The organism is Streptomyces sp. NPDC004266, assembly GCF_042874095.1.
In the GTDB taxonomy this organism is placed as follows: Bacteria; Actinomycetota; Actinomycetes; order Streptomycetales; family Streptomycetaceae; genus Streptomyces.
In genome coordinates this window covers 121,794-147,504 of record NZ_JBIAMM010000009.1, presented here as the reverse complement: position 1 = coordinate 147,504, position 25,711 = coordinate 121,794, and the positions used below count along the sequence as shown (strand labels likewise).

The 25,711-nt window shown below is 75.3% G+C and carries 23 protein-coding genes and 2 pseudogenes; 15 read left to right on the top strand and 10 right to left on the bottom strand.

The features are described from left to right. Positions 1-62: 62 nt before the first annotated feature. A complete protein-coding gene (locus tag ACFYUZ_RS22560; RefSeq protein WP_389311912.1) occupies positions 63-635 on the bottom strand; it encodes a hypothetical protein in 573 nt (190 codons plus the stop codon). Between the two features lie 175 nt (positions 636-810). Then, entirely contained in the window at positions 811-1,605 is a 795-nt protein-coding gene (locus ACFYUZ_RS22555) for a glutamate racemase (RefSeq protein WP_389311911.1), read from the bottom strand. A gap of 58 nt (positions 1,606-1,663) precedes the next feature. Here ACFYUZ_RS22555 and ACFYUZ_RS22550 point away from each other — a divergent pair, with 58 nt between their 5' ends. From ACFYUZ_RS22550 to ACFYUZ_RS22530, 5 genes are all read left to right on the top strand, one after another. Continuing rightward, positions 1,664-2,842: a glycosyltransferase gene (locus ACFYUZ_RS22550; protein ID WP_389311909.1), complete on the top strand. Its 1,179-nt coding sequence runs from the start codon at positions 1,664-1,666 to the stop codon at positions 2,840-2,842. A 373-nt stretch (positions 2,843-3,215) separates the two neighbouring features. After that, positions 3,216-3,710 carry a DUF6643 family protein gene (locus ACFYUZ_RS22545; RefSeq protein ID WP_389311907.1) on the top strand — a complete coding sequence of 165 codons (495 nt, stop codon included), beginning with the start codon at positions 3,216-3,218 and terminating at the stop codon, positions 3,708-3,710. A gap of 54 nt (positions 3,711-3,764) precedes the next feature. Beyond that, complete coding sequence (locus ACFYUZ_RS22540; RefSeq protein ID WP_389311905.1) at positions 3,765-4,598, top strand: MOSC domain-containing protein; 834 nt, start codon at positions 3,765-3,767, stop codon at positions 4,596-4,598. A 117-nt stretch (positions 4,599-4,715) separates the two neighbouring features. Beyond that, positions 4,716-5,324, top strand: a complete 609-nt coding sequence (locus ACFYUZ_RS22535) for a hypothetical protein (RefSeq protein WP_389311903.1) — start codon at positions 4,716-4,718, stop codon at positions 5,322-5,324. A gap of 281 nt (positions 5,325-5,605) precedes the next feature. Continuing rightward, positions 5,606-8,011 carry a right-handed parallel beta-helix repeat-containing protein gene (locus ACFYUZ_RS22530; protein WP_389311901.1) on the top strand — a complete coding sequence of 802 codons (2,406 nt, stop codon included), beginning with the start codon at positions 5,606-5,608 and terminating at the stop codon, positions 8,009-8,011. Here ACFYUZ_RS22530 and ACFYUZ_RS22525 read toward each other — a convergent pair. Then, complete coding sequence (locus ACFYUZ_RS22525) at positions 7,981-10,377, bottom strand: hypothetical protein (protein WP_389311899.1); 2,397 nt, start codon at positions 10,375-10,377, stop codon at positions 7,981-7,983. The two genes, ACFYUZ_RS22530 and ACFYUZ_RS22525, sit on opposite strands and share 31 nt — an antisense overlap. A gap of 134 nt (positions 10,378-10,511) precedes the next feature. On the opposite strand from ACFYUZ_RS22525, the gene ACFYUZ_RS22520 reads away from it, so the two are divergent. The 3 genes from ACFYUZ_RS22520 (at position 10,512) to ACFYUZ_RS22510 (ending at position 12,713) form a co-directional block, all read left to right on the top strand. Beyond that, positions 10,512-11,339, top strand: a complete 828-nt coding sequence (locus ACFYUZ_RS22520; protein WP_389311897.1) for a DeoR/GlpR family DNA-binding transcription regulator — start codon at positions 10,512-10,514, stop codon at positions 11,337-11,339. Then, positions 11,336-11,776, top strand: coding sequence for an SRPBCC family protein (locus ACFYUZ_RS22515; RefSeq protein WP_389311895.1), 441 nt, complete (start codon positions 11,336-11,338; stop codon positions 11,774-11,776). The genes ACFYUZ_RS22520 and ACFYUZ_RS22515 overlap by 4 nt, the downstream gene beginning before the upstream one ends. 436 nt (positions 11,777-12,212) lie before the next feature. Further along, positions 12,213-12,713 (top strand): SRPBCC family protein, encoded by a 501-nt coding sequence (locus tag ACFYUZ_RS22510; RefSeq protein ID WP_389311893.1) that lies wholly within the window; start codon positions 12,213-12,215, stop codon positions 12,711-12,713. Here the strand turns inward: ACFYUZ_RS22510 and ACFYUZ_RS22505 are convergent. After that, positions 12,673-13,797 (bottom strand): PLP-dependent cysteine synthase family protein, encoded by a 1,125-nt coding sequence (locus ACFYUZ_RS22505; protein ID WP_389311891.1) that lies wholly within the window; start codon positions 13,795-13,797, stop codon positions 12,673-12,675. The two genes, ACFYUZ_RS22510 and ACFYUZ_RS22505, sit on opposite strands and share 41 nt — an antisense overlap. 187 nt (positions 13,798-13,984) lie before the next feature. On the opposite strand from ACFYUZ_RS22505, the gene ACFYUZ_RS22500 reads away from it, so the two are divergent. Together ACFYUZ_RS22500 and ACFYUZ_RS22495 are read left to right on the top strand one after the other, a co-directional pair. Next, the gene (locus tag ACFYUZ_RS22500; protein WP_389311889.1) at positions 13,985-14,302 is read left to right on the top strand and encodes a hypothetical protein; all 318 of its coding nucleotides are present in this window, start codon (positions 13,985-13,987) and stop codon (positions 14,300-14,302) included. A gap of 172 nt (positions 14,303-14,474) precedes the next feature. Further along, entirely contained in the window at positions 14,475-15,068 is a 594-nt protein-coding gene (locus tag ACFYUZ_RS22495) for an ATP-binding protein (RefSeq protein WP_389311887.1), read from the top strand. Positions 15,069-15,245: 177 nt separating this feature from the next. Here ACFYUZ_RS22495 and ACFYUZ_RS22490 read toward each other — a convergent pair whose 3' ends face one another. The 3 genes from ACFYUZ_RS22490 to ACFYUZ_RS22480 are packed head-to-tail and all read right to left on the bottom strand — an operon-like array spanning position 15,246 to position 18,882. After that, positions 15,246-17,804 (bottom strand): FtsX-like permease family protein, encoded by a 2,559-nt coding sequence (locus ACFYUZ_RS22490; protein ID WP_389311885.1) that lies wholly within the window; start codon positions 17,802-17,804, stop codon positions 15,246-15,248. After that, a complete protein-coding gene (locus ACFYUZ_RS22485) occupies positions 17,801-18,592 on the bottom strand; it encodes an ABC transporter ATP-binding protein (protein WP_389311883.1) in 792 nt (263 codons plus the stop codon). The genes ACFYUZ_RS22490 and ACFYUZ_RS22485 overlap by 4 nt, the downstream gene beginning before the upstream one ends. Then, positions 18,589-18,882, bottom strand: a complete 294-nt coding sequence (locus ACFYUZ_RS22480; protein WP_389311881.1) for an SHOCT domain-containing protein — start codon at positions 18,880-18,882, stop codon at positions 18,589-18,591. The genes ACFYUZ_RS22485 and ACFYUZ_RS22480 overlap by 4 nt, the downstream gene beginning before the upstream one ends. A 148-nt stretch (positions 18,883-19,030) precedes the next feature. Here ACFYUZ_RS22480 and ACFYUZ_RS22475 point away from each other — a divergent pair, with 148 nt between their 5' ends. Beyond that, a complete protein-coding gene (locus tag ACFYUZ_RS22475) occupies positions 19,031-19,621 on the top strand; it encodes a TetR/AcrR family transcriptional regulator (protein ID WP_389311879.1) in 591 nt (196 codons plus the stop codon). A 31-nt stretch (positions 19,622-19,652) separates the two neighbouring features. Beyond that, positions 19,653-20,237: a DUF4865 family protein gene (locus ACFYUZ_RS22470; protein WP_389311877.1), complete on the top strand. Its 585-nt coding sequence runs from the start codon at positions 19,653-19,655 to the stop codon at positions 20,235-20,237. 18 nt (positions 20,238-20,255) lie between these two features. Here the strand turns inward: ACFYUZ_RS22470 and ACFYUZ_RS22465 are convergent. Then, positions 20,256-21,043 (bottom strand): annotated as a pseudogene (locus tag ACFYUZ_RS22465) (methyltransferase). A gap of 86 nt (positions 21,044-21,129) precedes the next feature. Here ACFYUZ_RS22465 and ACFYUZ_RS22460 point away from each other — a divergent pair. After that, positions 21,130-21,462: pseudogene (locus tag ACFYUZ_RS22460) on the top strand (hypothetical protein); the annotation flags it as partial. 169 nt (positions 21,463-21,631) lie between these two features. Then, a complete protein-coding gene (locus ACFYUZ_RS22455) occupies positions 21,632-22,105 on the top strand; it encodes an SRPBCC family protein (protein ID WP_389311875.1) in 474 nt (157 codons plus the stop codon). 8 nt (positions 22,106-22,113) lie between these two features. On the opposite strand, the gene ACFYUZ_RS22450 is transcribed toward ACFYUZ_RS22455, so the two are convergent. Together ACFYUZ_RS22450 and ACFYUZ_RS22445 are read right to left on the bottom strand one after the other, a co-directional pair. Beyond that, positions 22,114-23,028 (bottom strand): LLM class flavin-dependent oxidoreductase, encoded by a 915-nt coding sequence (locus tag ACFYUZ_RS22450; RefSeq protein WP_389311874.1) that lies wholly within the window; start codon positions 23,026-23,028, stop codon positions 22,114-22,116. 127 nt (positions 23,029-23,155) lie between these two features. Next, positions 23,156-24,382, bottom strand: a complete 1,227-nt coding sequence (locus tag ACFYUZ_RS22445) for an ROK family protein (protein ID WP_389311872.1) — start codon at positions 24,380-24,382, stop codon at positions 23,156-23,158. A gap of 82 nt (positions 24,383-24,464) precedes the next feature. On the opposite strand from ACFYUZ_RS22445, the gene ACFYUZ_RS22440 reads away from it, so the two are divergent. Next, positions 24,465-25,697: an MFS transporter gene (locus ACFYUZ_RS22440; RefSeq protein WP_389311870.1), complete on the top strand. Its 1,233-nt coding sequence runs from the start codon at positions 24,465-24,467 to the stop codon at positions 25,695-25,697. Positions 25,698-25,711: the final 14 nt, after the last annotated feature.

Here is a 25,711-nt window from a genome sequence, read left to right as displayed (position 1 = left end):
ACGGCTCGTCCCGGAGCCCGTGCGACCGGCGCGGACCCGCCCCTCCGGGGACACGGGCGGGCTCACACACCGGTCGCGGCGGGCGGGGTCGGCGGGGCGGGGCGGCCGAGGCGGGCGCGGATGACGCGGACCGCGGACTCCGCGTCGTCGACGGTCACCGTGAAGCTCAGACCGTCGCCGAGGCGCAGGACCAGGCCCTCGCCCCGCCGGACGATCACGGCCGTGCCCATCTCGGGCCGCCAGCGGTAGCCCCAGCCGCCCCACTGGCGCGGGGTGACGCTGGGCGCGAAGTCGGCGCCGACGACGTGGGCGAGCGGGATGCGGCGGCGCGGGACGCCGATGTGGCCGCAGCGGACCTCCATGGCGCGGTCGTCGACCTTCACGGCGACGTGGACGAAGGCGAGGGTGCCGAAGAGGACGAGCAGTCCGGCCGCGACGCAGCCGATCACGGCCATGAGGAGGGCGGCGATGCCGGAGGTCCACGCGGACTCGACGGCGATGGTGATGCCCAGGGCCATGCAGGCGGCGCCGGCGACGGCGGCGACCCACTGGAAACGGTTGGTGGCGCGACCGGTCCAGAGGACGGGCATCAGCTCGTCGGCGTGCGGGCTCCGGTCCCGGGAGTGCTCCCTCATAAGGGGAGAGTACCCAGGTTCCCTGTGGACAGCACGCCGGAGCGCGGTCACGCCGTGACGCTCGGTGAGAGAGGAGGGTGGCGGTCCGCGGAACGCCCCGGTGGAGGGGCGGCTCGGCGGAGGCTCGGCCCGAGGCGCTCGGCGCGCGGGGCGCACCCGCGGCACGACCCGGTGGTCAGTGGGCGGCGGCCGTGGCCGCCAGGGTGCGGCCCTCCGCGTAGTCGAGGGCCGGGGCGGGGAGCCGGCCGGGGCGCCCGCTGAGCAGGACGGAGAGGGTGCCGGTGGGGTCCGCGTCGGGCGCGGGCTCGACGCCGATCCGGCGCAGGGCCTGTGCGGCGACGGCGTCGGCCGAGCCGTGGAAGACGATCGGCGGCAGCCCGGCCCGGCGGCGGGCCTCCAGCGCGGCGAGGATCCGCTCCTCGACCAGTTCGTAGTGGGTGCAGCCGAGGACGACGGCGCGGACGTCGGTCGGGGTGAGCTCGGCCGCCGCGGCGACGGCGGCGTCCACCGCGTCCCGGTCGGCGTGCTCGACGGCGTCGGCGAGCCCCGGGCAGGGCACCTCGGTGACCTCGGCGCCGTCCGCGAAGTCGCGGATGAGTCCGCGCTGGTAGGCGCTGCCGGTCGTGGCGGGGGTGGCCCAGATGGCGACCTTGCCGCCGTCCGCGGCGGCGGGCTTGATCGCGGGGACGGTGCCGATGACGGGGATGCCCGGTTCGAGGGCGGCGCGCAGGGCGGGCAGGGCGTGCACGGTGGCGGTGTTGCAGGCCACGATGAGCGCCTGCGGACGGTGCTCGGCGGCGGCGAGGGCGACGTCGAGGGCGCGCCCCGTCAGGTCCTCGGGGGTGCGGGGGCCCCACGGCATGCCGTCGGGGTCGTTGGAGAGGAGGATGTCCGCGTCCGGCCGGAGCCGGCGTACCGCGGCCGCCGCCGGGAGGAGGCCGATTCCGGAGTCCATGAGCGCGATCTTCACCCGGTCACCCTAGCCGATGAGCCGTTCACCCCCCGCGATCTGGGGCAGACTGCCACGAATGAGCACCCTTGCCTGGTTCTCGATCGCCTCCCTGGCCGTCTGGTTGTGGCTGCTCCTGGGTCAGGGCTTCTTCTGGCGCACCGATCAGCGGCTGCCACGGGGGCGACGACCGCCTCCGGAGCGGTGGCCGAGGGTGGCCGTCGTGGTGCCGGCGCGGGACGAGGCGGAGGTGCTGCCGACGAGCCTGCCGTCCCTCCTCGCGCAGGACTATCCGGGGGAGGCGGAGGTCTTCCTCGTCGACGACGGGAGCACGGACGGGACGGGGAAGCTCGCCGTCGAGCTGGCCGGCCGGGACGGCGGGCTGCCGCTGACCGTCGTGTCGCCGGGAGAGCCGGAGCCGGGCTGGACGGGGAAGCTGTGGGCGCTGCGGCACGGGATGGCGCTGGCACGCGCGCGCGGGCCGGAGTTCCTGCTGCTGACGGACGCGGACATCGCGCACGAGCCGGACAGTCTGCGGCGGCTGGTGGCGGCGGCCGTGGGCGACGACCTGGACCTGGTGTCGCAGATGGCCCGGCTGCGGGTGGCGAGCGTGTGGGAGCGCCTGGTCGTCCCGGCGTTCGTCTACTTCTTCGCCCAGTTGTATCCCTTCCGCTGGATCAACCGGGCGCGGCCCCTGGCGACGGCCGCCGCGGGCGGCTGCGTGCTGCTGCGGACGGAGACGGCGGTGGCGGCGGACGTGCCGGCGGCGATCCGGCAGGCGGTGATCGACGACGTGTCGCTGGCGCGGGCGGTGCGGCGGGCCGGGGGGCGGATCTGGCTGGGGCTGGCGGAGCGGGTCGACAGCGTCCGCCCGTATCCGGGGCTCGGCGAGCTGTGGCGGATGGTCGCGCGGAGCGCGTACGCGCAGCTGCGGCACAACCCGCTGCTGCTCGTGGGGACGGTCGCGGGCCTCGTGCTCGTCTATCTGGTGCCGCCTGCGGCCCTGGTGGCCGGCGTCCGGAGCGGGGACGCGGTGGCGGCGTGGGCCGGTGGCGGCGCGTGGGCGGTGATGGCGGGGACGTACGTGCCGATGCTCCGTTACTACCGCCAGCCGCTGTGGCTCGCTCCGCTGCTGCCGTTCACCGCGTTCCTGTACCTCCTGATGACGGTGGACTCGGCGGTGCGGCACCACCGGGGCCGGGGCGCGACGTGGAAGGGCCGGACGTACACGCGCCCGGAGGCGGCACCGGATCGGTGAACGCCCCGAGTTCCGTGGCGTCTTCACGGAAATGGCTTTTCCGACACGGGGAGTAGCGCCATCAATTCGGCGTGTACACACCACGCTCGACGGCGCGGGATTGACGCTTAATCATGCCCATGATCACTTCCCCCACGCCTTCCCGGCGCCTTTTCTTTATGCGCTCTTCATGTCGGGGGCGCGGGCCGGGCGCGGAACGCTCCGACCCACCGGTAACCCCCTCCGAACTCGGCGTTTACACGATCTTGGCCCGGCGCGCCGCCCGTTTTTGTCACGTTCGCTCGGATTGGGGATCCATCTCTTCCCGAAGCCCGTCAAACAACCCTCTAATCAGGCTCCCCAACCAGCACATCGTGGGCTTAACTTATGTGCCATGACCTCCCCCCGCTCCACCTATGGAGGCGGTTACCACACCGCGCCGTCCTTCCCGGACACCCCGATCTACGACTCCCTGGTCGCGGAGCGGGGCACGCCTCAGATCGCCCCGATCCGAGTGCCCGCCGCCTACGACACCGGCAGCAGCTTCCCCGGAAGCGGTTCCCATCTGCCGGCGCTCCCCTCGGCGCTGCCCGCCCTCCCGGCGGCGCCGGGCCCGCAGCCCGCCCCGGCCTACGGCGGCGGTTACGGCTACCCGCAGCCCTCACCGCAGATGGCCCCCGTCCCGCTGCAGCACGCCCCGGCCCCGTACATCCCGCAGCAGGCGGCGGCTCCGCGCGGCTACCCGGGCGGCCAGTACCCGCAGCAGCCCCGCCCGGCCGCCGCCGGGTACGAGGCGATGCGTCCGGCGGCCCCCCGGCCCGCGCCGGTCCCGACCCCCGCGCCGTACGACGACCCGTACAACCGCCCCTACCAGGGCGGGGGTTACTGACAGACCCCGCACAACGCCCGACGTGGAGGCCGGGGCGGCTGGCAGGATGGGGGCATGCCGACTCCTGTGCTCCGCTCCGTCCACATCCACCCGGTCAAAGCCATGCGCGCGCTGCCCCGCACGGAGGCCGAGGTACAGCCCTGGGGGCTGGCCCGGGACCGCCGCTGGGCCGTCGTCGACGCCGCGAACAAGGTCGTGACCCAACGCCGTCACCCCCGGATGGCGTTGGCCACGGCGGAGCCGCTGCCGGGCGGCGGGGTCTCCCTGTCCGCTCCCGGCCGGCCCACGCTGACGGTCGAGGTGCCCCAGCCCCCGCCGGCCACGGCCACCGTCACGATGGAGATCTTCGACAAGTTCGTGGAGGCGGTCCCGGCCGACCCCGCCGCGGCCGCCTGGCTCTCGGAGTACCTGGAGAGCGACGTACGGCTCGTGCACATGGACGCGCCCGAGCACCGGCGTCCGGTCGACCCGGACTACGCCCTGCCCGGCGAGACCGTGAGCTTCGCGGACGGCTATCCGCTGCTCGTCGCCACCACCGCCTCTCTCGACGCCCTCAACTCCCTGATAGCCCAGGGCGACCACGCCGACGAGGGCCCCCTGCCGATGAACCGGTTCCGGCCGAACCTGGTGATCGAGGGCACCGCCCCCTGGGCTGAGGACGGCTGGAAGCGGCTCGCCGTCGGAGAGGTCACCTTCCGGGTCGCCAGGCCCTGCGGGCGCTGCGTCGTCACCACGACGGACCAGTTCACGGCCGAGCGGGGCAAGGAGCCGCTGCGGACCCTCGCCCGGCACCGCACGAGCGACGGCCGGGTCATCTTCGGCCAGAACCTCGTCCCCGAGCACACCGGCACCGTCCGGGTCGGCGACCCCGTGAAGATCCTGGACTGAGGTCCCGGGGCCGCGCGTCCCGGTCCACCGGTCCGGCAGGCGGGGAACCCTCCCCGGGGGCACACTCGTTGGAGGAAGGGTGAACCACGAGGCGGTGTACAACCAGGGGGTCCAGACGTGCGTGCAGCCACCGGACTCTGGCGCTGGCGGCACAATCCCCTGCGCCGGACCACTGATCTCGTCGAGGCGTGGATCGCCCTCGTGGCGATCGTGCTGCTCTGTACCGTCGTGCCGCTGACCGGCTGGGCGGCCGGCACCTCCGCGTACGGCTCGCTGTCGCGCGCGGCCCGTGCGCAGCAGGCACAGCGGCTGCCGACGACGGCCAGGGTGGTGCGGCTCGCCCGCGGCCCCGCGAGCGGCCCCGGATCCGTCGAGGCCACCGGGGAGGAGCGGCTGCGGCGCGCGGTGGTGGCCCGCTGGACCGCGCCGGACGGCTCGGTCCGCACCGGGACGGTGGCGACGGCCCGGCAGCACTCCGCGCCCGGCGCCGCCTTCCGGCTCTGGACGGACCGGGACGGGCGCCCGGCGGCGCCGCCGATGCAGATGGGGACGGCGCGCGCGCACGCGGCCGTCGCCGGTCTGACGGCCGCTCTGCTCGGCGGTTCGCTGGTGGAGCTCGTCCGCCGTCTCGCCGTCCGCAGACTGGTGCTGCGGCGGTACGCGCGCCTCGACCGCGCGTGGGAGGCGGCGGGCCCCGACTGGGGCCGTACGGGCACCGGGAGCTGACGCCGGCGGGCGACCGCCCGCCGGTCCGGGGCCGTCCGCCCCGGCCGGGCCCGTCGCTCCGGCCGACCACGGCCGTCCCACGGCGCCGCGTTCGAGTTCGACCGCTCCGCGACCGAGCCCGACCGCTCCGGACCGGCCCGGACCGGCGGTGACGCGTGCCCGGCGACGGTCGGCCTCCCGTGCGCACGCGGGTCGGCGACCCGTCAACCCGGCGGCGCCGCGCGCGCTACGGTGGGGCATCGGATCAGCGGCGAGGCATGAGGCGGGGGCAGGACACACCCATGGCACAGGGCACGGTCCAGGTGACGCACACCGGCACATCGCGGTGGCGGCGCCGCACGGGTGAGTACCCCTCCCTCGCCGCCGCGCTGGAGGCCGCGGGCGACGGGGACGTCCTCACCGTCGCGCCCGGCACCTACCGGGAGAACCTCGTGGTCCGGCGGGCCGTCACCCTGCGCGGCCCCGAGGGCGGGGTCGGCTCGGTGCGGATCGCGCCCCCGGACGGGGTGCCGCTGACCCTGCGGGCCTCCGTCACCGTGCAGGACCTGCACATCGAGGGGCAGGACGTGGCCGCGCCCGCCCTGCTCGTCGAGGACGGCACGCCCGAGCTGCTCGACCTGCGGATCATGACCCGCTCGGCCGCCGGAATCGAGGTGCGGGGCGCCGCCCGGCCGACGGTCCGCCGCTGCACGGTCGACAATCCGGCCGGGGTCGGCATCGCCGTGCTCGACGGCGCGGGCGGGGTGTTCGAGGAGTGCGAGATCGTCTCCGCCGGGCAGGCGGGCGTCTCGGTGCGCGGCGGGGCGCATCCCCGTCTGGAACGCTGCCGGGTGCACCACGCCTCCGGCGCGGGGATCGCCGTGACCGGCGAGGGCAGCGGCCTGGAGGGCGTCGGCTGCGAGGTGTACGAGATCAAGGGCGCCGGTCTGCAGATCGCCGCCCGCGCCACCGCCCACCTCACCGACTCCTCGGTGCACCGCACCTCGGCGGACGGCATCACGCTGGACACGGACGCCGTGCTCACGCTCTCGGACTGCGACATCCACGATGTGCCGGAGAACGCGGTCGACCTCCGCTCGCGATCGGTCCTGACGCTGACCCGGTCGACCGTCCGCCGTTTCGGGCGCAACGGCCTTTCGGTGTGGGACCCGGGGACGCGGGTGGACGCCAACCAGTGCGAGATCCACGACAGCACCGGCGACTACCCGGCGGTGTGGGTCAGCGACGGGGCGACCGCCGTCCTCGACGCCTGCCGGGTGCACGACGTGCCGGACGCGCTGTTCGTCCTCGACCGGGGCTCCCGCGTGGACGTCGTCGACAGCGATCTGACGCAGGTGCGGAACACGGCGGTCTCGGTGAGCGACGGCGCCACGGCCCAGCTCGACGACTGCCGGATCCGGGAGGCGTCCACGGGCGCCTGGTTCCGCGACCACGGCAGCGGCGGCACCCTCGGCGGCTGCACGATCGACTCCGTGCAGACCGGGGTCATCGTCACCAAGGGCGCCGACCCCACGATCGACCGGTGTGTGGTCACCTCCCCCGCCGAGGCCGGTTTCTACGTGTCGGCGGAGGGCCGCGGCTCCTTCCACGGCTGCCGGGTGACGGGCAGCGACGGATACGGCTTCCACGTCACGGACGGCTGCCGGACGGTCCTGCGCAAGTGCCGCACGGAGCGCTGCGCGCGCGGCGGTTACGAGTTCCCCGAGGAGGGCGCGAGCGCGGAGGACTGCACCAGCGACGAGAGCGCGGTCCGCTCCTCCGTGCCCGACGGCGGCACGGTCCTGACGGCCACGCAGTCGGCGGGGCTGCTCGGCACGGTGCCCCCGCCGCGCACCCCGGTGGTCGTGCCGGCCGCGCCGGAGCCCGCCCCGGAGACCCGTTCCTCGCAGGACGTGCTCGGCGAACTGGACGCCCTGGTCGGTCTGGAGAGCGTCAAGCTGGAGGTGCGGACCCTCACCAACATGATCGAGGTGGGGCGCAGGCGCCAGGAGGCGGGGCTCAAGGCGGCCTCGGTCCGCCGCCACCTGGTCTTCACCGGCAACCCGGGCACGGGCAAGACGACGGTGGCCCGGCTGTACGGCGAGATCCTCGCCTCCCTCGGGGTCCTGGAGCGCGGCCACCTGGTGGAGGTCTCCCGGGTGGACCTGGTCGGCGAGCACATCGGCTCGACGGCGATCCGCACGCAGGAGGCCTTCGACCGGGCGCGCGGCGGCGTGCTCTTCGTCGACGAGGCGTACGCGCTGTCGCCGGAGGACTCGGGGCGGGACTTCGGCCGCGAGGCGATCGACACGCTGGTGAAGCTGATGGAGGACCACCGGGACGCCGTGGTGGTCATCGTCGCCGGGTACACGGCGGAGATGGAGCGCTTCCTCACCGTCAACCCGGGTGTGGCCTCCCGTTTCTCCCGGACCATCACCTTCGGCGACTACACGCCGGAGGAGCTGCTGAGGATCGTCGGCCAGCAGGCGGACGAGCACGAGTACCGGCTGGCGCCGGGCACGGACGAGGCGCTGCTCGCGTACTTCGAGAAGCTCCCCAAGGGCCCGGCGTTCGGCAACGGCCGCACGGCGCGGGGGACCTTCGAGTCGATGGTGGAGCGGCACGCGGGCCGGGTCGCCGCGCTCGCCGAGGCGAGCACGGACGACCTGACCCTGCTCTACCCGGAGGACATCCCCGAGATCCCCTGATCCAACGGCGAGTTGGACCGCTGGTAGGGAAAGGCCGGCGGGAGCCGGTCGAGGAGTCCGGAACGGCACCGGGCGAACGCCGGGTCGGCCTGGTAGTCGGAGTGGCCGAGGATCGGTTCGGGCAGCGGATGCCGACGGGTGCGGCCGTACGCGACGGGGTCGAGCAGCACCGCTCCGTCCACGGCCGGACGGCCGTCCTCGGCGGGGACCCTGACGGGGCCGCCGATGGGGTCGGTGGCGCGGTACAGATTGCTCCAGCAGTGCACCGTGCGGTTCAGGGCGCGCAGCGCCTCGGGGCCGAAGTAGGCGGGGAACCAGCGGCCGTAGAGCCGCTCCAGCGGCGAGCCGTAGGTGAGCAGGGCGACCCGGCTCCGGGTGGCGGGCTGCAGCTGCCAGACGGCGGCCGCGGCGAGGACGCTGCCCTGGGAGTGCCCGGAGATGACGAGCCGGCCGCCGGTGCTCCGGGTCCAGGAGCTCATCCGCCAGGTGAGGTCGGGGACCGCCCGCTCGGCGTAGCAGGGCGGGGCGAAGGGGTGGGCGGCGCGGGGCCAGAAGGTGCCGACGTCCCAGAGGATGCCGATGGTGCGGCGGGCCGAGGCGTCCTTGTAGGCGCGGCGGCCCCAGGTGACGAAGAGCAGGAAGCCGAAGCCGATCATCCAGGAGCCGAGGGCCTGGGTGACGGAGGCGAGGGAGGCGATCGCGGGATGCGCCCCGTCGAAGGCCCGGCCCGGCACGTTGCCGCTGGCCCAGGCGCCGACGACGGAGGCGGCCCCGAGGAGCAGGGTCGCGCCGGAGACCACGCCGACGAGGACGGGCGCGGAGTCGGTGAGCGAGGCGCGGGCCCGGCCTGTCGCGATCTGTCCCGTACGCACCGGGTCGCGTTCGCCCGCGGCGCCGTAGTCGGCCTCGACGGCGGAGCGCAGGCGCCGGGCGTCGAGGACGGTCCGTACGGCGAGGAGGGCGGCGGGCGCGAGAAGCAGCAGGAGCAGGACGGGGATCACCGAGGCCTGCCAGCTGAGGAGGACCGGCGGGCCGATCCTGGGGCCGCCGTGGTCGCCCATGCCGGGGGTGGCCGGGCCGTCGAGCCAGTCGGCGACCCGCTGCGCCACTCCCCCGGACATGACCCCGGCGAGCGCGCAGGCCAGCATGGCGACCGCCGGGCCGCCGAGCCCGCGCAGCGCGGTACGGGGATCCCGGCGGGGCCGCTGGAGGAGCAGGGCGACGACGCCGAGGGCGACGACGAGACCGCCCTGGACGAGGGTGAGGGCGCCGAAGACGGCGTCGCCGGGGAGGGTGCCGGAGGAGACCCAGCCGGGACGGGACCAGCCGGCGTGCAGGGCCGTGAGCGCGAGGACGACGAGGGAGGCGGCGGGGAGCCAGGAGACGAGGGCCCGCTCGACGCGCAGGTCGAGCCGGCTCTCGCTGCGGCCGCGCCGGCAGACGACCCAGACCGCGACGACCGCGAGGACGGCGACGGCCGCCCGGAGGACCCAGCCGAGGACCGTGCGCGGGCCGGGCGAACCGGCGTCGTGGCGGACGGTGGCCGTGACGAGGGCGGCGGCGACGGTGAGGAACCCGGCGGCGGTGTGGGCGGCCCGGAGGCGGGCGACGAGCCGGCGGCCGTACCAGAAGCCGGGGCGGCCGAGCGCGGGACGGAGCTCGACGGGGCCGACGGGCTCGGCGGCGTCCGCCGCCTCCGTGTCGGCCCCGGGCTCCGCGACGGGGACGTCGTACCCGGCGGGCGGGCGCTGCGCCTCGTACGCGCTCCAGGTCCGGTTGGAGAGGTACCAGAGCAGGCCGACGAGCGCGGTCGGCACGAGCGCGGCGAGGGCGAGGCGGCGGCCCGGCAGGGACCACCAGCCGCCGCGCCCGGCGGAGAGGAAACCGAGCCAGGAGTACGCGTCGGCGCAGGCGGTGGTGGCCGCGCACTGCCAGGCCGTCAGGTCGAGCGCCACCTCGCAGGCGGCGGCCGTGAGCAGGACGGTGAGGGTGAGGGCGACGAGGCGGACGAGGACCCCGTAGAGCCGCACGAGCGCCGGCCTGCCCTCGGCGGGCGGCCGCATCCAGTGCGCCAGATTGGCCACCATGAAGGGCAGGAGCAGCAGCCACAGGGCACGGGCGCCGTCGCCGGAGGTCAGATTGGACCAGCAGTACGCCTCCGGGACGGGACGCGCCGCGTACCGCTCGGGGTGTTCCTCGGCGTCGAGGTCCTCGCCGCGCCGGTACATGGCGGCGGTCCGGTCGCCGGTGACCCGTACGGTCCTGGGGTCGTCGAGCATCGATTCGGGGGTGGCTCCGCCGACTCCGTGGACGAGGAGTTCGAGCGCCGCGCCCCCGCTCTCCGGAGCGGGTGTGGCAGGGGACACTGAGGGGGCTTCCTCTCAGAGTGGGAAGATGCGACGTCTGCAACAGGATCGCGGAAGGCCGTGCGACCGCGCACGGTCCCTCACCGAATCCGACACTCATCCCCTTGTCTCCTGCGGAAGGACCGGCCCCGGCGGTGACTGACAACCAGAACCTCCTCGCGGAGCAGCGGCGTGCCCTGATCCTCGACGAGGTACGGCGGCGTGGCGGCGTGCGGGTCAACGAACTGACCCGCCGTCTGAACGTCTCGGACATGACGATCCGCCGCGACCTGGACGCGCTGGCCCGGCAGGGCATGGTCGCGAAGGTGCACGGCGGGGCCGTTCCGGTGGTCGAGGCGAGCACCCACGAGCCGGGCTTCGAGGCCAAGTCGGTCCTCGAACCGAGCGCCAAGGACGAGATCGCCCGCACGGCGGCGGCCCTGGTCTCGCCCGGTACGGCGATCGCCCTGTCCGGCGGGACGACGACCTACGCGCTGGCCCGGCACCTGCTCGACGTGCCGGACCTGACGGTGGTCACCAACTCGGTGCGGGTCGCCGACGTGTTCCACGAGGCCCAGCAGACGGGCGGCGGGGGCGAGACGCGGCGCGGCGCGGCGACCGTCGTCCTGACCGGCGGGGTCCGCACGCCCTCCGACGCGCTGGTGGGGCCGGTGGCGGACCGGGCGGTCCGCTCGCTCCACTTCGACCTGCTCTTCCTCGGCGTGCACGGCGTCTCGGTGGAGGCCGGGCTCTCCACGCCGAACCTGGCGGAGGCCGAGACCAACCGGTGCCTGATGCGCTCGGCGCGCCGGGTCGTGGTGGTCGCCGACCACACCAAGTGGGGGACGGTGGGCCTGAGTTCCTTCGCCGCCCTCGACGAGGTCGACACCTGGGTGACGGACAGCGGTCTGCCCGCCGGGGTGCGGGCCGAGGTGACGGAGTACGTGCCGGGTCTCGTGGTGCCGGGCGAGGAACAGGAGTGAGCCTCTTCCGGGTCGAGCGGACGGTGCCGGCGGCGCCGGAGGAGGTGTGGCGGCGGCTGACGGACTGGCCGGCGCACGGCCGCCAGGTGCCGCTGACCCGCACGAGGGTGCTGACGCCGGGGCCGGACGGGGTGGGCACGCGGTTCGTCGCCCGCACGGGCCTCGGCCGGCTGTCCTTCGACGACCCGATGGAGGTCGTCCGCTGGGAACCCCCGTCGGCCGGCCGCCCCGGCGCCTGCCGCCTGGAGAAGTCCGGGCGGGTGGTGCGGGGCTGGGCGCTGATCGAGGTGACGGGTGCGGCGGGCGGGGGCTGCCGGATGGTGTGGACGGAGGAGCTTTCGGTGCGGGGCGTGCCGGGGGTCTTCGATCCGGTGCTGCGGCTGGCGGGGCGGGCCGTGTTCGGCCGAGCGGTGGACGGCCTGCTACGGGGGGCGTGACCCCGCGCCCCTCGTTGTGGGCAGGCGTTCCGCAAGGGGCGGAACGGGTGGGCACAACGGAACGGCGCCCTTGCCGGCGCCAGAGGCTCAAGCGCCTGGACCCGCACCCCGTGCACGGCGCACCAGTGGTGCGGGTCCAGGCGCGGAACGCGGGGGCGCCGCTGAAGGGCGCCGTCCCGTGTGCCCACCCTCCCCCAAGCTCTCGGCTTCGCTCGAGCAGGGGGGACCCCCTCGCCCAGCGGGACGATCGCCCACACGGCGGGTACCGGGGGGCACCGCCCCGCCGGGCGCGGCCCGCACCGGCGGGGTGGGGCCCTGCACCGCGGGGCGCCGCCACCGCAAGGGCGTTCGGGCGGCCGGGCGCCGTACCCCTGGGCCGCTGACAGCGCGTCAGCTATCGTGCTGCATCCACCCACGCCCCACCCCGGGAGGGTCCATGGCACGCCGACTGCGCCCGGTGGAGCTCGACTTCACCTCGTCCGCGCCCGTCCGCCTGGTCTTCACCGCGACCCTCGCCGCGCCGCCGCCGACCGTCTACCGGTCGGTGGCCGTGGAGGTGGGGAGTCTGCCGTCGTGGTTCACGGCCGTCACCTCCGCCGTCCCGACCGGCGACGGCGCGGGCCGGACCATACGGCTGCGCGGCGGGATCGCCTTCGACGAGACGATCCTGGCCTCCGAGCCCGACCTCCGCTACGCCTACCGGGTGGACGCGACGAACGCCCCCGGCGTGACGGCCATGGCGGAGGAGTGGGCCCTCTCCCCCACCGGGACGGGCACCCGTCTGCGGTGGACGATGGCCGCCGACGGCGCGGCCCCGTTCCGGCTCGCGCTGCGCCTCGCGGCGCCGGGCGTGGGCCTGTCCTTCCGGGACGCGGCGCGCCGGCTGGACCGGCGGCTCACTCCGGCCAGGCCCCCGTCGCCAGGAACCGCTCGATAGCGGCGGAGTACGGGGCGATGTCCAGGCCCTGGGCGGCGAGCCAGTCGTCGGAGTAGTACTTGTCGAGGTAGCGCTCGCCCGGGTCGCAGATGAGGGTGACGACGCTTCCGGTGCGGTCGTGCGCGACCATCTCGGCGATGATCTTGAAGGCGCTCCACAGGCCGGTGCCGGTGGAGCCGCCCGCCTTCCGGCCGATCGCGGTCTCCAGGGCGCGGACGGCGGCGACGCTCGCCGCGTCGGGGACCTTCATCATGCGGTCGACGGCCCCGGGCACGAAGCTGGGCTCCATGCGGGGGCGGCCGATGCCCTCGATGCGCGAGCCGCAGTCGGCGGTGGCGTTCGGGTCCTGGTGCGTCCAGCCGTCGAAGAAGCAGGAGTTCTCGGGGTCGGCGACACAGATCCGGGTGTCGTGCTGCATGTAGTGGACGTAGCGGGCGATGGTGGCCGAGGTGCCGCCGGTGCCGGCGGTGGCGACGATCCAGGCGGGCTCCGGGTACCGCTCCAGGCGCAGCTGCTGGTACATCGACTCGGCGATGTTGTTGTTGCCGCGCCAGTCGGTGGCCCGCTCCGCGTAGGTGAACTGGTCCATGTAGTGGCCGCCGGTGCGCTCGGCGAGGGCGGCGGCCTCCTCGTACATCGTGCGCGAGTCGTCGACGAAGTGGCACTGGCCGCCGTGGAACTCGATGAGCCTGCACTTCTCGGGGCTGGTCGTGCGGGGCATGACGGCGATGAAGGGGACGCCGATGAGCTTCGCGAAGTACGCCTCGGAGACGGCGGTCGAGCCGCTGGAGGCCTCGATGACGGGCTTGCCGGGGCGGATCCAGCCGTTGCAGAGGCCGTAGAGGAAGAGGGAGCGGGCGAGGCGGTGCTTGAGGCTGCCGGTGGGGTGGGTCGACTCGTCCTTGAGGTAGAGGTCGATGCCCCACTTCTCGGGCAGGGGGAAGCGCAGCAGATGGGTGTCGGCGGAGCGGTTGGCGTCGGCCTGGACCTTGCGCACGGCCTCCTTCAGCCAGGACCGGTACGCCGGGTCGCTGCGGTCGACGTCGACCGTGACCGCGGCCGGACTCTGGTGGGTGGTGCTCATCCGTCCCTCTATTCGTGTGTCGCCTCAGGGGTCTCCCCCTGCCGACAATACCGCTCTCACCTGGGCAAACGTTCCCTTTGACGTTCCATAGGCCTCCCTTGTGGACGGCCTTCGGGAGGGCTACTGGTGCGCGCGGCGACGGCCCGGCACACTGGGTACGGCAACCGGGTGAAAGGGGCGGATCGGCATGGCGGAGCCCGAGTTCAGCGCCAGGGGCGTACGGATCGCGCGCTGGCCGCGTTCGCTGACGCGCGCGGGCGAGGTGCGGATCGAGGACGGCCGCCTCGCGCTCCTGACGAGCTACGGCAGCGAGATCGACAGCGCGCCGGTCTCGGCGGTACGGGCGGGGCGACCGTGGTTCGCGAAGGCGGACGAGACGGTGGCGACCGTGAACGGCACGCGGTACCGGCTGACGCTCCAGGACGACGACCACGGCCCGGACGGCGGGTCCCAGGTGTCGGGGCGTTTCCTCGCGGCGCTGAAGAAGGCGGCCCGACGGCCCTGAGCTGCGAGGGTTCGCGGCGAGTTGCGGGGCGGTCACGGCTGGTCCAGGCTGGAATCCACCTCACTGAGGGTTCAGCGGTGGTGACGCTGCGATCAGGTCGCCACTCCTTCTGCACCGCAGAGACAGATCCGAATCTTCGTCTTCTTCCGGACCACTTCGGGGAGTCGCAGCCGTGATCAGCGAGCCGAGCAGGTACTACGCGGTGGAGCTTCAGGCCCTGCCGTCGCGGATCGGACAGGTCCGCCGCATCATCTCCGCGCACCTTCGACATTGGCAGCTGGACGCCCTGGTGGACCAGGCCGTCCTCGGTCTGACCGAGCTGCTGACGAACGTGCACCGCCATGCCCAGCCGGACAAGGGATGCAGGGTCGAGATCGAGCTGCTGCTCGACCGTCTCACCGTCTCCGTCCGGGACCACGACCCCCGGCTTCCCGAGGTCTGCCCCGCGGCCGCCTTCGGTCTGGTGGACGACGCCGACGCGCTCGCCACCTCCGGTCGGGGCCTCGGCATCGTCGGGGCGGTCAGCGAGAGCTGGGGCATCCGGCCGTGCGGCGCCGACGGCAAGGTCGTGTGGTTCACCCTCACGGCGCCGGCCCTCGGCGATCCCGTCGACGAGTGCGCGCGGGCCGTGTACGGGGCCGCGACCGAGGGCCTGCTCGCGGGCGTCGGGTACAGCCGGGTCCCCGGCGTGCCCCTCAGCTCCCCGGCCGAGCCGGTGCCGGCCCCGTCGCTGGCCCGCCCGGTCCTGGCGGGCCGGGCGGGCTGACGAAGCCGGTCGAGGTCCCCCGCCGGGCCGGTGCGGTCCCTCGCGACCCCGGCCGAGCGGGGTTCCCGGCCAGGCGGGTTCCCGGCCAGACGGGTTCCCGGCCAGGTGAGGCGCCGAGTCCCTCGGCGTCCCGGCCGGACGGGGCCCGGCCGCACGGGTCGGCGAAGCCTCTCCCCGTCACTCCGTGGCGATGGCCCGGAGGATCTCCAGGCGGGCCGCCCGGCGGGCCGGGCGCCAGGCCGCCACGGCTCCCGCCACCAGGCCGACCAGGGCCACGGCCGCGAGCCGCACGGTCGGTACGGCGAACGCCAGGGCGCTGTCGCCCGAGCCGGCCGAGGCCCGGACCAGGACCCAGCCGAGGAAGCCTCCGAGCGTGAGCCCCCCGACCGTCCCGAAGGCGGCGACCAGGACGGACTCCCAGCGGACCATGGTCCGCAGCTGGGCCCGGGTCTGCCCGACGGCCCGCAGCAGGCCGAGTTCGCGCGTCCGTTCGTGGACGGAGAGGGTCAGCGTGTTCGCGATGCCGAGCAGCGCGATCAGGACGGCGAGCGCGAGCAGCGCGTAGATCAGGGTGAGCATCATGTCGATGCCGCCCGCCGAGGCCTTCGCGTACTCCTCCCGGGTCTGCACCTCCGGACGGCCGTACCGCTCGGCGACCTCCGTCACGGCGGCCTTGCCCTCCTCCGCGCGGACGCCGTCCTCGAACGAGACGGCGACGAGCCGGTCCGCGTCCTGGGTGCGGTGCGGGGCCCAGGCCTCCCGGGTGACGAGGTAGTCGCCGGCGAGGTCGGCGCGCTCGTAGACCGCGCGGACCGTGAAGGTGTGCCGGCTGCCGTCGGTGAACGTCAGCTCGGCGGTCCTGCCGGGCGCCAGACCGGAGGCGGCGGCCTCGTCGGCGGCGACGGCGAGCCCGTCCGTACCGAGTCCCGCGAGGGAGCCCCGCACCTCCCCCAGGTCGAGCGTCCGGGCGAGCGCGGCGGGGTCGGTGACCGTGAGCGCGCGGCCCCTGCCGTCCACCTCCGCGACGCCGCGTCCCAGACCCACGGCGGTGTCGACCTCGGGCAGCGCGGCGACGGCCGGGGCGAGGCGGGGGCTGAGCCCGCTGCCGCCCGCGCCGAACGAGGGGGCGCCGATGGCCACGTCCCCGGCGAAGGAGCGGTCGACCGTGCGGTCCGTGGTCGCCTTGAGGGAGGCGCCGAAGACCGTGAAGAGGGTGACGACGGCGACCCCGATCATCAGGGCGGTGGCGGTCGCGGCCGTGCGGCCCGGGCTGCGCAGGGCGTTGCGGCGGGCGAGGCGGTGGTTGACCCCGCGCAGCGGGCGGCCGAGCACCCGTACGGCGAGCGAGGCGGCGACCGGTCCGAGGACCACGAACGCGGCGACGGCGAGCGCGGCCCCGGTGGCGGCGAGCCACAGGGACGGGGTGCCGAGGATGCCGGCGAGGACCGTGCCGACGGCGGTGGCGAGCAGGGCGCCGCCGGTCAGCGCACGGCGGCGGGAGGTGCCCGAGCCGTCCACGTCCGTCTCGCGGAGCGCGGCGAGCGGGGCCGTGCGCCCGGCGCGTACGGCCGGCAGGAGCGCCGAACCGGCGCAGACCGCGAGCCCGACGCCGAGCGGCAGGAGGAGGGAGGTGCCGGAGACGACGAGGCCGCCCTCGGGGAAGGGGAAGCCGATCGCGGGGAACAGCGCCTGGAGTCCGGCGGCCACGCCGATCCCGGCGAGGAGCCCGGCGAGGGAGGCGAGCAGTCCGACGGCGAGCGCCTCGGCGAGGGTGCCGGTGACGATCTGGCGGCGGGCGGCGCCGATCGCGCGCAGGAGGGCGTTCTCGCGGGTCCGCTGGGCGACGAGGACGGCGAAGGTGTTGTGGATGGTGAAGACGGAGACGAGCACGGCGACCCCGCTGAACACCAGCAGGAAGGTGGTGAAGAGGTCGAGGAACCGGCCGGAGACCATTTCGGTGTTCTCCTCGGCGGCCCGCTGTCCGGTGATCGCCTCGACGCCGTCGGGCAGGGCGGGCGTCAGCGCGGCGACCAGTTCGTCCTGCGAGACGCCGGGCCCCGCGCGCACGGCGATGCTCGTCGCCTCGCCGGGGCGCGCCGTCAGGTACTTCTCGGCGTCGGCGCGGGTGAGGCCGGTCCAGGTGACCTGGCCCATGCCGTCCGCGCCGCCGAAGGTGGCCAGGCCGACGACGGTGACCTCCACCGGGTCGGGGGTGCGCAGGACGGTGGTGTCGCCGACGGCGAGGCCGGCCGTCTTCGCGGCGCCCCGGTTGAGGACGGCCTCGCCGGGGGCGCTCGGCTCGCGGCCCTCCGCGAGGCGGTACGGGTTGAGGGCGGCGTCGTCGATCCAGTTGCCCGCGAGGGTGGGCGGGCCCTTGCCGCCGACGGGGGTGCCGTCGGCGGCGAGGAGCTGGCCCGCGCCCTCGATGCGGGGTGCGGCGGCGGCGACGCCGGGGACCCGGGCGAGGCGCTCGGCGAGGTCCGCGTCGACGGGGCCGCGGGTGCCCTGGGCGTCGCCGGCGGCGGTCACGGTGGTGGCGCTGCGGACGACGGCGTCGGTGCCCCGGGTGGCGCCGGTGAACATCGAGTCGAAGCTCGCGCGGAGCGTGTCGCCCATGACGAGGGTGCCGGTGAGGAAGGCGACGCCGAGGAGGACGGCTGCGAAGGTGCCGAGGAAGCGGCGTCGGTGCGCGCGGAGCGAGGCCCCGGCGAGCCGGAGGGTGGCGGGGGCGTTCATGTCGCACCTCCACGGGCCGTCGCCCGGCCGGCGGCCGGTGCCGGGCTTCCCGTCTCGAAGGCCTTCATGCGGTCGAGGACGCGGTCGGCCGTGGGGCCGGTCATGCGGTCGACGAGCCGGCCGTCGGCGAGGAAGACCACCTCGTCGGCGTGGGCCGCGGCGACGGGGTCGTGGGTGACCATGACGACCGTACGGCCGGTGTCGTGGGCCGTACGGCCGAGCAGGCGGAGGACCTCCTCGCCCGAGCGCGAGTCGAGGTTGCCGGTGGGTTCGTCGGCGAAGACGACGTCGGGGTCGCCGGCGAAGGCCCGGGCGACGGCGACGCGTTGCTGCTGTCCGCCGGAGAGTTCGGCCGGCCGGTGGTGGAGGCGGTCGCGCAGGCCGACGGTGTCGACGAGCCGGTCGAACCGGTCGCGGTCGACGGCGTGCCCGGCGAGGTCGAGCGGGAGGGTGATGTTCTCGGCGACGGTGAGGGTCGGCAGCAGGTTGAAGGCCTGGAAGACGAAGCCGATCCGGTCGCGGCGCAGCAGGGTCAGGCGCCGGTCGTCGAGGGTGGACAGGTCGGTGTCGCCGACGAGGGCGGCGCCGGAGGTCAGGGTGTCGAGCCCGGCGGCGCAGTGCATCAGGGTGGACTTGCCGGAGCCTGAGGGGCCCATGACGGCGGTGAAGCCGCCGGCGGGGAAGTCGACGCTCACTCCGTCGAGGGCCCTGACCTCGGTGTCGACGCGCCCGTACACCTTGACGGCGTCGACGACCCGGGCGGCGTGGATCGGGGCGGGGGCGGTCATGTCCGGCGCCCCTTGGGGTCCGCGGCGCGGCCGAACTGCTCCTCCAGGACGGTCAGGCGCCGCCAGTACTCGTCCTCGTCGATCTCCCCGGCCGCGAACCGGTGGCCGAGCAGGGCGATGGGCGAGTGCTCGTCCGGCCCGCGGCGGAGGTCGCCGCCGAACCGGGCGTCGCGTCCGCGCCGCCATCCGGCGCGGCGGGCGACGGTGACGATCCCGATGACGACGGCGGCCCAGACGAGGGGGAAGAAGAGGACCCACGGGCCGGGGCCCGCGTGGGCGAGTGTGTTCATGAGGGTTCAGCTCCTCGGTGGTCTCCGGCTTTGCTTCGAGACTCGCTCCGGGAGGGGGTCCGGGTCGTCGTACGGGCAGCGGCTCCTGGCGTACGACACCGGGAGTACGTCGCCGCTCGGGCACTGCTTCCTTTCTGTACCTACTGGTATGTACAGTGCCGTCATGAGCATGAGCACCTCGGAGCGGCTGGTCGAGGCGACCCGCGAACTGCTGTGGGAGCGCGGCTACGTCGGCACCAGCCCCAAGGCCGTCCAGCAGGCGGCGGGCGCGGGCCAGGGCAGCATGTACCACCACTTCGCCGGCAAGCACGACCTGGCGCTCGCGGCCATCCGGCGCTCGGCGGAGGAGCTGGGCGCGGCGGCCGAGGCGGTCCTCGGCGGCGAGGGTTCGGCGTACGCCCGCGTCGAGGCGTACCTGCGGCGCGAGCGCGACGTCCTGCGCGGCTGCCCCGTGGGGCGGCTGACCATGGATCCGGAGGTCGTCGCGGACCCGGAGCTGCGCGCGCCGGTCGAGGAGGTGCTCGGCCGGGTGCGCGGCCGGATCGCCGAGGTCGTGCGAGAGGGCGTGGACAGCGGCGAACTGAGCGGCTCCCTCGATCCGGTCGAGATCGCGGCGACGGTCCTCGCGACCGTGCAGGGCGGGTACGTGCTGGCCCGTGCGACGGGTTCGCCCGCTCCGTTCGACACCGCCGTACGCGGGCTGCTCGCCCTGCTCGCCCCGCGCACCGCCCCCGTGTGACCCCCCGCGTCCAGAGAGACGGAGCCTTCCCGTGCACGCGCTGCAGTACGAGATCACCCTGCCCGCCGACTACGACATGGAGATCATCCGCAAGCGGGTGGCGACCAGGGGCCATCTGCTCGACGCCTTCCCCGGACTCGGACTGAAGGCGTATCTGATCCGGGAGCGGGAGGCCGGGTCACCCGTGAACCAGTACGCGCCGTTTTATCTGTGGGCCGCCCCCGAGGGCATGAACTCCTTCCTCTGGGGCCCCGGTTTCCAGGGCATCGTGAACGACTTCGGCCGGCCGGTGGTGCAGCACTGGACGGGTCTTTCGTACGAGGAGGGGCCGGCGTCCGCGTCGGCGCCGGGCGCCGCGACGCGGCGGAGGACGCCGCTCGGGGAGGGCGTCCCGCCGGGCGGGGCCGTGGCGGAGGCGGTGGACCGGCACGCGCGCGAGGCGCGGCGGGACGGGGTGGTGGCCTCCGCCCTGGCGGTGGACCCGCGCCACTGGGAACTGCTCTCGTTCACCCTGTGGGAGGGCCCGGAGGCGCCCTCCGACGAGGGCGAGCGCTTCCAGGTGCTGCACCTGTCGGCGCCGGGCCGTGCGGCGCTGGGCAGGGGACGGCAGTGGTGAACCGGCTCCCGGTGGGCCTCAGGCCACGGCGACGAGGGTGAGGTAGGCGATGCCCAGCACGCCCCGGTAGCCCTTCAGCCAGCTGGAACGCTGCCGGTCGACGCGCTCGCGCGTCTCGGCGGCGAGCGGGTGGTCGGGGTGGGCGGCGAGCCAGACCTCGGTGTCGTACCGGTAGCCGGACTCGAACTCCTCCCACTCCTCCGCGCTCGCCGTCTCGATCCACGCGGGCCGGAACCCCGCCTCGACGGCGAGGTCGACGAGGGCGCCGAGGGAGACGTGGTCGCCGGTGCTCGCGCCGGGCCACATCCCGGCGAGCTCCGTCTCGGTGGGCGTCCGCTCCCAGAAGCCCTCGCCGAGCACGACCCGCCCGCCGGGCCGGACGAGCCGGCGCAGCTCGCGCAGGGCGGCGGCGGGGTCGTGCGGCAGCTCGGGGTCGCAGAGCGCCTGGCTGGACCCGAGGCAGAGGATCGCGTCGACGGGCCCCGGTCGGTGCCGAGCGCCGACTCCTCGACGAAGGCGACGCGGTCGGCGAGCCCGCGGCGCTCGGCGAGCTTCCGGCCGCGGGCCAGGTCCTCGGCGTTGATGTCGATCCCGACCCCCTCGGCGGCTGGCGCCGCCTCCAGGACGCGCAGGAGCAACTCGCCCCAGCCGCAGCCGATGTCGAGCACGTCGGCGGGCCGGGCGGCCGCGAGCCGCTCGATCATGCGGGTGGCGCGGGCCGGGGAGAGGGGGCCGTGGAAGGTGAGGCTGCCGAGGCGCGGAGGGAGGTCGGACACGGGAGGGGTATCGGTCTCAGAAGTGATCACGGGGCGGAACAGTACGTCGTCCCGTCTCCCCCGCCCATCGGTTTTCCCCGGGTCCCCCGCAGGGGGCGGACCGGACCCGGCGGGAGTCGCCGGACGGGTCCCGGCACGACGGTGACATGACGGCGCAGTTGACGCTGAGCCTCGACAACCTGGAGGCCGTGCTCGGCGCGGCCGACATGTCCCTCGCGGACCTCGTCCGGCTCGACGTCCACGCGGCCGACGTGGACCTGCCTCGTCGGCGCGGCCGAACTCGCCTGGCAGCCGGTCCTGGACGATCCGCTCGCCTCCTGCGGCACTACGGCGTGCCGGCGGCGCGGTGGGGCGCCGCCGCGGTGGCGCCCGCCACCACGATGCCCGGGGTGACGCGGCTGGCGGTCCCCGGCCGGATGGTCGAGTCGGAGGGGACCGCCGTCGCGTGACGCGACCGCACCGCCCGTGCCGCTCGCGCCGGTTCGTCCGGCACGGGCGGGACGGGCGTCGTCGGCACCGGTCCAGCGGGCCCCCGCCAGGGGCCCCTCGGGAGCCTCGTACGGCGCCCGCGCACCGGCCGCCCGGCGTCCGCGCCCGTGCGCCGCTAGCCTGGGAGGCGTGTACACCACGCGGGTGTCCCGACACATCGCCGCCCCGGCGTCGGTCGTCTACCGGTCGCTCCTCGATCCGGACGCCGTCGCGCGCTGGCGGGTTCCGTACGGGATGACCTGCGAGGTGCACGGCTTCGAGGCGCGCGAAGGGGGCGCCTTCCGGGTGTCGCTGCGGTACGGGTCGTCCGAGGGCGCCGGGAAGTCCGGGGCCCGTACGGACACGTACCACGGCACCTTCCTGGAGCTCGTGCCGTACGAGAAGGTGGTCGAGAGCATCGAGTTCGAGACGCCGGACCCCTCGCTGCACGGGACGATGGTCCTCACGACGACGCTGACGGAGATCGGGGGCGGGACCGAGGTCCGGGTCGTCCACGAGGGGGTGCCGGACGCGGTGCCGCCCGCCGACAACGAGACCGGGACACGCATGGCGCTCGACCGGCTCGCCGCGCTGGCGGAGGGGCGCCCCGGCCCCCGCGGGTGAGCCCCGGGTCAGCCGCGTTCCTTCGCGAGCGCCTCGCGCACGGCGGGGACGATCTCGCCGCCCCACCGGGCGAGCGCGTCGACGTCCTGGGCGCCGCCGCCCGGCGAGAAGAGGACGAAGCCCGAGGCGTCGTGCTCCAGCACGGCTCCGGTCAGCTCCTCCACCCACTGCTCCGCGGACCCGCCGATCCAGCGTCCTTCCCCGTCGCGGGTGGCGGCCAGCGGCCGCTCGGTGATGCGTCCCGGGAGGTTGTAGACCGTCCGGATCTCGCCCGGGTCGCGTCCCACGGAGGCCGCCGCCTCGTCGATGACCGGCCGCGAGGTCCGGTACCGCTCGCTCAGCCAGTCCGCGGCGTGGCCGGGGATCCAGCCGTCGGCGACCCGGCCCGTCGCGGCCAGGGACTTGGGGCCGTTGGAGCCGGTCCAGACGGGCGGGGCGGCGACGGGCGTCGTCTCCAGCTCGCGCACCCGGTAGTGGCGGCCCTGGTGGGTGACCGGCGGGCCGCCGCCGGACAGCTTCTTGATCAGGACGATGGCCTCCTCGAAGGCCTCGACGGCCTCGCCGGGGGAGAGCTTCGGGACGCCCATGTCGGCGATGCGGTCCCACAGCCCGCCGGCGCCCATGCCGAGCACGACGCGGCCGCCGCTGAGCGCCGACAGCGTGGTGACCGTCCGCGCGAGCACCGGGGCCGGCCGGGTGGGCAGGTTGGTGACGTTGGCGAAGCCCGCGATGTGCCGCGTACGGCCGAGGAGGAAGCCGAGGGAGGCGTACGCGTCCAGGCGCGCGCCGAGGTACGGATGGTCCGAGAGCGAGAAGAGGTCGAGCCCGTCGGCGTCGGCCCGCTCGACGCGGCGCAGCAGCTCGGGGCCGTCCTCGAACCCGCTGTGCGCGCCGAAGCCGAAGACCACCTGTCGTCCGGTCACTGTCCCGTCCTTCCCCCATGGCGCGCCGGGGACACCTCGGCACGCCGAACCGACGCCTTGAAGTTCGTGCCACGAACAATATTGGTTCGTGGCGCGAACCGCAACCGCGGAACGGGGGCCCCGCGCCTCAGACCGGCTCGCGCCCCAGGGCGGCGAGCGGATCGTCCAGGACCGGCTGCCAGGCGAGTTCGGCCGCGCCGACGAGGCTGTTGTGGTCCAGGGTGCAGGGGAGGATCGGCACACCGCCGCTGCGGCCCCACAGGCTGCGGTCGGCGACGACCGCGCGCAGTCGCTCGGCGTCGGCGTCGAGGAGCTCGCGGTGGAGGCCGCCGAGGATGATCCGGTCCGGGTTGAGGATGTTCACCAGGCCGGCGAGCCCGAGCCCGAGCCGGTCGATCAGCTCCCCCACCGCGACCCGGACGCCCGGGTCGTCGGGGCTGGTGCGCAGCAGGTCGCGGGACTGCTGGAGCAGGGACACCTCGGGGCCGGGGACCCGGCCCGCGGCCGTGAGGAACGCGAGCGGGTCCGTCTCGACGTCGAGGCAGCCGCGGCTGCCGCAGTGGCAGGGACGGCCCTCGGGGTTGACCGTCAGATGACCGACCTCCAGGGCGAGGCCCGAACTCCCCGTGTGCAGGCGCCCGTCGAGGACGAGCGCGCCGCCGACGCCCCGGTGGCCGGTGGCGACGCAGAGCAGGTCCCGGGCGCCGCGCCCCGCGCCGTGGCGGTGCTCGGCGAGCGCGGCGAGGTTGACGTCGTTGCCGGTGAAGGCGGGGCCTTCGATGCCGGCGGCGCGCACCCGCTCGGCGAAGATCTCCCGGACGGGCGCTCCGGCGGGCCAGGCGAGGTGGAGGGGGTTGAGCGCCGTGCCCTCGGGCTCGGCCACGGCGGAGGGGGCGGCGAGTCCGGCGCCGACGCACCGGCGGCCGCTCTCCCGGAGCAGCGCGGCCCCCGCGTCGACGACGGCGCCGAGCACCTGCGCGGGGTCGGCGGAGACGGTGACGCAGCCGGGGGCGGTGGCCACGATGGTGCCGCCGAGGCCGACGAGGGCGGCGCGGAAACCGTCCGCGTGGACCTGGGCGGCGAGGGCGACGGGGCCCTTCTCGTCGACGGCGAGGCGGTGCGAGGGGCGCCCCTGGGAGCCCGCGGCGGCACCGGGGTTGGAGTCGACGCGGATGAGGCCGAGGGCCTCCAGCTCGGCGGCGACGGCGCCCGCGGTGGCCCGGGTGACGCCGAGTTCGGCGGTGAGGACGGCCCGGGTCGGCGCCCTGCCGGTGTGCACCAGTTCCAGTGCGGGGCCGAGCGCGTTACGCCCCCTGTCCAGCCGTGTCCGGGTCGTCGTCGCCTTGCCGTTCATGGTGGTGAGTCTCCCATGATCGGACCGGGGCGCCGTCCCCGCCCGGTTGATTCCCCCGCCCTCCGCCCCCTATCCTGAGTTTGTGCCGCTACTAAACAAAGTACGGACGGCCCTACCGGGGGGCTCCGGCGGAGACACCGCCACCCGCTCCCTGACCCGCCTCCGCTCCGCCCTGACCCTCTTCTTCGCCCTCGACGGCTTCCTGTTCGCCGGCTGGGTGGTCCGGATCCCCGCCGTCAAGCAGCAGACCGGCGCCTCGGCCGGCGACCTCGGCCTCGCCCTCCTGGGCGTCTCGGCGGGCGCCGTGATCACGATGACGCTGACCGGCCGGCTCTGCCGCCGCCACGGCTCCCACGCCGTCACCGTCGCCACCGCCGTCCTGCTCTCCCTCTCGGTCGCCCTCCCCGCCCTCGCCCGGTCCCCGCTCGCGCTCGGCCTCGTCCTCCTCGTCTTCGGCGCCGCGTACGGCGGGATCAACGTGGCCATGAACAGCGCCGCCGTCGACCTCGTGACCGCGCTCCGACGGCCGGTGATGCCGAGCTTCCACGCCGCCTTCAGCCTCGGCGGCATGCTCGGCGCGGGGCTCGGCGGGCTGCTCGCCGGAAGCCTGTCCCCCACCGCCCACCTCCTCGGCCTCACGGTCGTCGGCCTGGCCCTGACGGCCACCGCCGGCCCCGTACTGCTGCGCCGTCCCTCCCCCGTGCTCCCCGAGGCCCTCCCGGCGCCGTCCGCCCCGAAGGACTCCGGCGCACGGGGGGCCGGGCCACGCCGTACGGTCCTCGTCTTCGGGGTGATCGCCCTCTGCACCGCGTACGGCGAAGGGGCGCTGGCCGACTGGGGCGCCCTCCACCTCGCCCAGGACCTGCACGCGCACCCGGGGGTCGCCGCCGCCGGGTACTCCGTCTTCGCGCTGACCATGACCGCCGGGCGGCTCTCCGGCACCGTGCTGCTCGAACGCCTCGGCCAGACCCGCGCCCTCGTCGCGGGCGGCACGACCGCCGCCGTCGGCATGCTGCTCGGCGCGCTCGCGCCGAACGTCTGGGCCGCGCTCCTCGGCTTCGCGGTCACCGGCCTCGGCCTCGCCAACATCTTCCCCGTCGCCGTGGCCCGCGCGGGCGCCGTCGCCGGCCCCGACGGGGTCGCGACGGCGTCCACCCTCGGCTACGGCGGCATGCTGCTCGGCCCGCCCTCGATCGGCTTCCTCGCCGACCGGTTCTCCCTGCCGCTGGCCCTCACGACGGTCGCGGTGCTCGCCGCCGGCGCGGCGGCCATGGGCTACGGGGCGCGCAACGCGGGAGCCTCCCGGGACAGTTGAGCGGGCACGCGTGT

Excerpts from the sequence above, each read along its gene's own strand:
- ACFYUZ_RS22560 (WP_389311912.1), bottom strand. The coding sequence starts at position 635 with ATGAGGGAGCACTCCCGGGACCGGAGCCCGCACGCCGACGAGCTGATG.
- ACFYUZ_RS22550 (WP_389311909.1), top strand. The coding sequence starts at position 1,664 with ATGAGCACCCTTGCCTGGTTCTCGATCGCCTCCCTGGCCGTCTGGTTG.
- ACFYUZ_RS22545 (WP_389311907.1), top strand. The coding sequence starts at position 3,216 with ATGACCTCCCCCCGCTCCACCTATGGAGGCGGTTACCACACCGCGCCG.
- ACFYUZ_RS22540 (WP_389311905.1), top strand. The coding sequence starts at position 3,765 with ATGCCGACTCCTGTGCTCCGCTCCGTCCACATCCACCCGGTCAAAGCC.
- ACFYUZ_RS22530 (WP_389311901.1), top strand. The coding sequence starts at position 5,606 with ATGGCACAGGGCACGGTCCAGGTGACGCACACCGGCACATCGCGGTGG.
- ACFYUZ_RS22510 (WP_389311893.1), top strand. The coding sequence starts at position 12,213 with ATGGCACGCCGACTGCGCCCGGTGGAGCTCGACTTCACCTCGTCCGCG.
- ACFYUZ_RS22505 (WP_389311891.1), bottom strand. The coding sequence starts at position 13,797 with ATGAGCACCACCCACCAGAGTCCGGCCGCGGTCACGGTCGACGTCGAC.
- ACFYUZ_RS22500 (WP_389311889.1), top strand. The coding sequence starts at position 13,985 with ATGGCGGAGCCCGAGTTCAGCGCCAGGGGCGTACGGATCGCGCGCTGG.
- ACFYUZ_RS22490 (WP_389311885.1), bottom strand. The coding sequence starts at position 17,804 with ATGAACGCCCCCGCCACCCTCCGGCTCGCCGGGGCCTCGCTCCGCGCG.
- ACFYUZ_RS22485 (WP_389311883.1), bottom strand. The coding sequence starts at position 18,592 with ATGACCGCCCCCGCCCCGATCCACGCCGCCCGGGTCGTCGACGCCGTC.
- ACFYUZ_RS22480 (WP_389311881.1), bottom strand. The coding sequence starts at position 18,882 with ATGAACACACTCGCCCACGCGGGCCCCGGCCCGTGGGTCCTCTTCTTC.
- ACFYUZ_RS22475 (WP_389311879.1), top strand. The coding sequence starts at position 19,031 with ATGTACAGTGCCGTCATGAGCATGAGCACCTCGGAGCGGCTGGTCGAG.
- ACFYUZ_RS22445 (WP_389311872.1), bottom strand. The coding sequence starts at position 24,382 with ATGAACGGCAAGGCGACGACGACCCGGACACGGCTGGACAGGGGGCGT.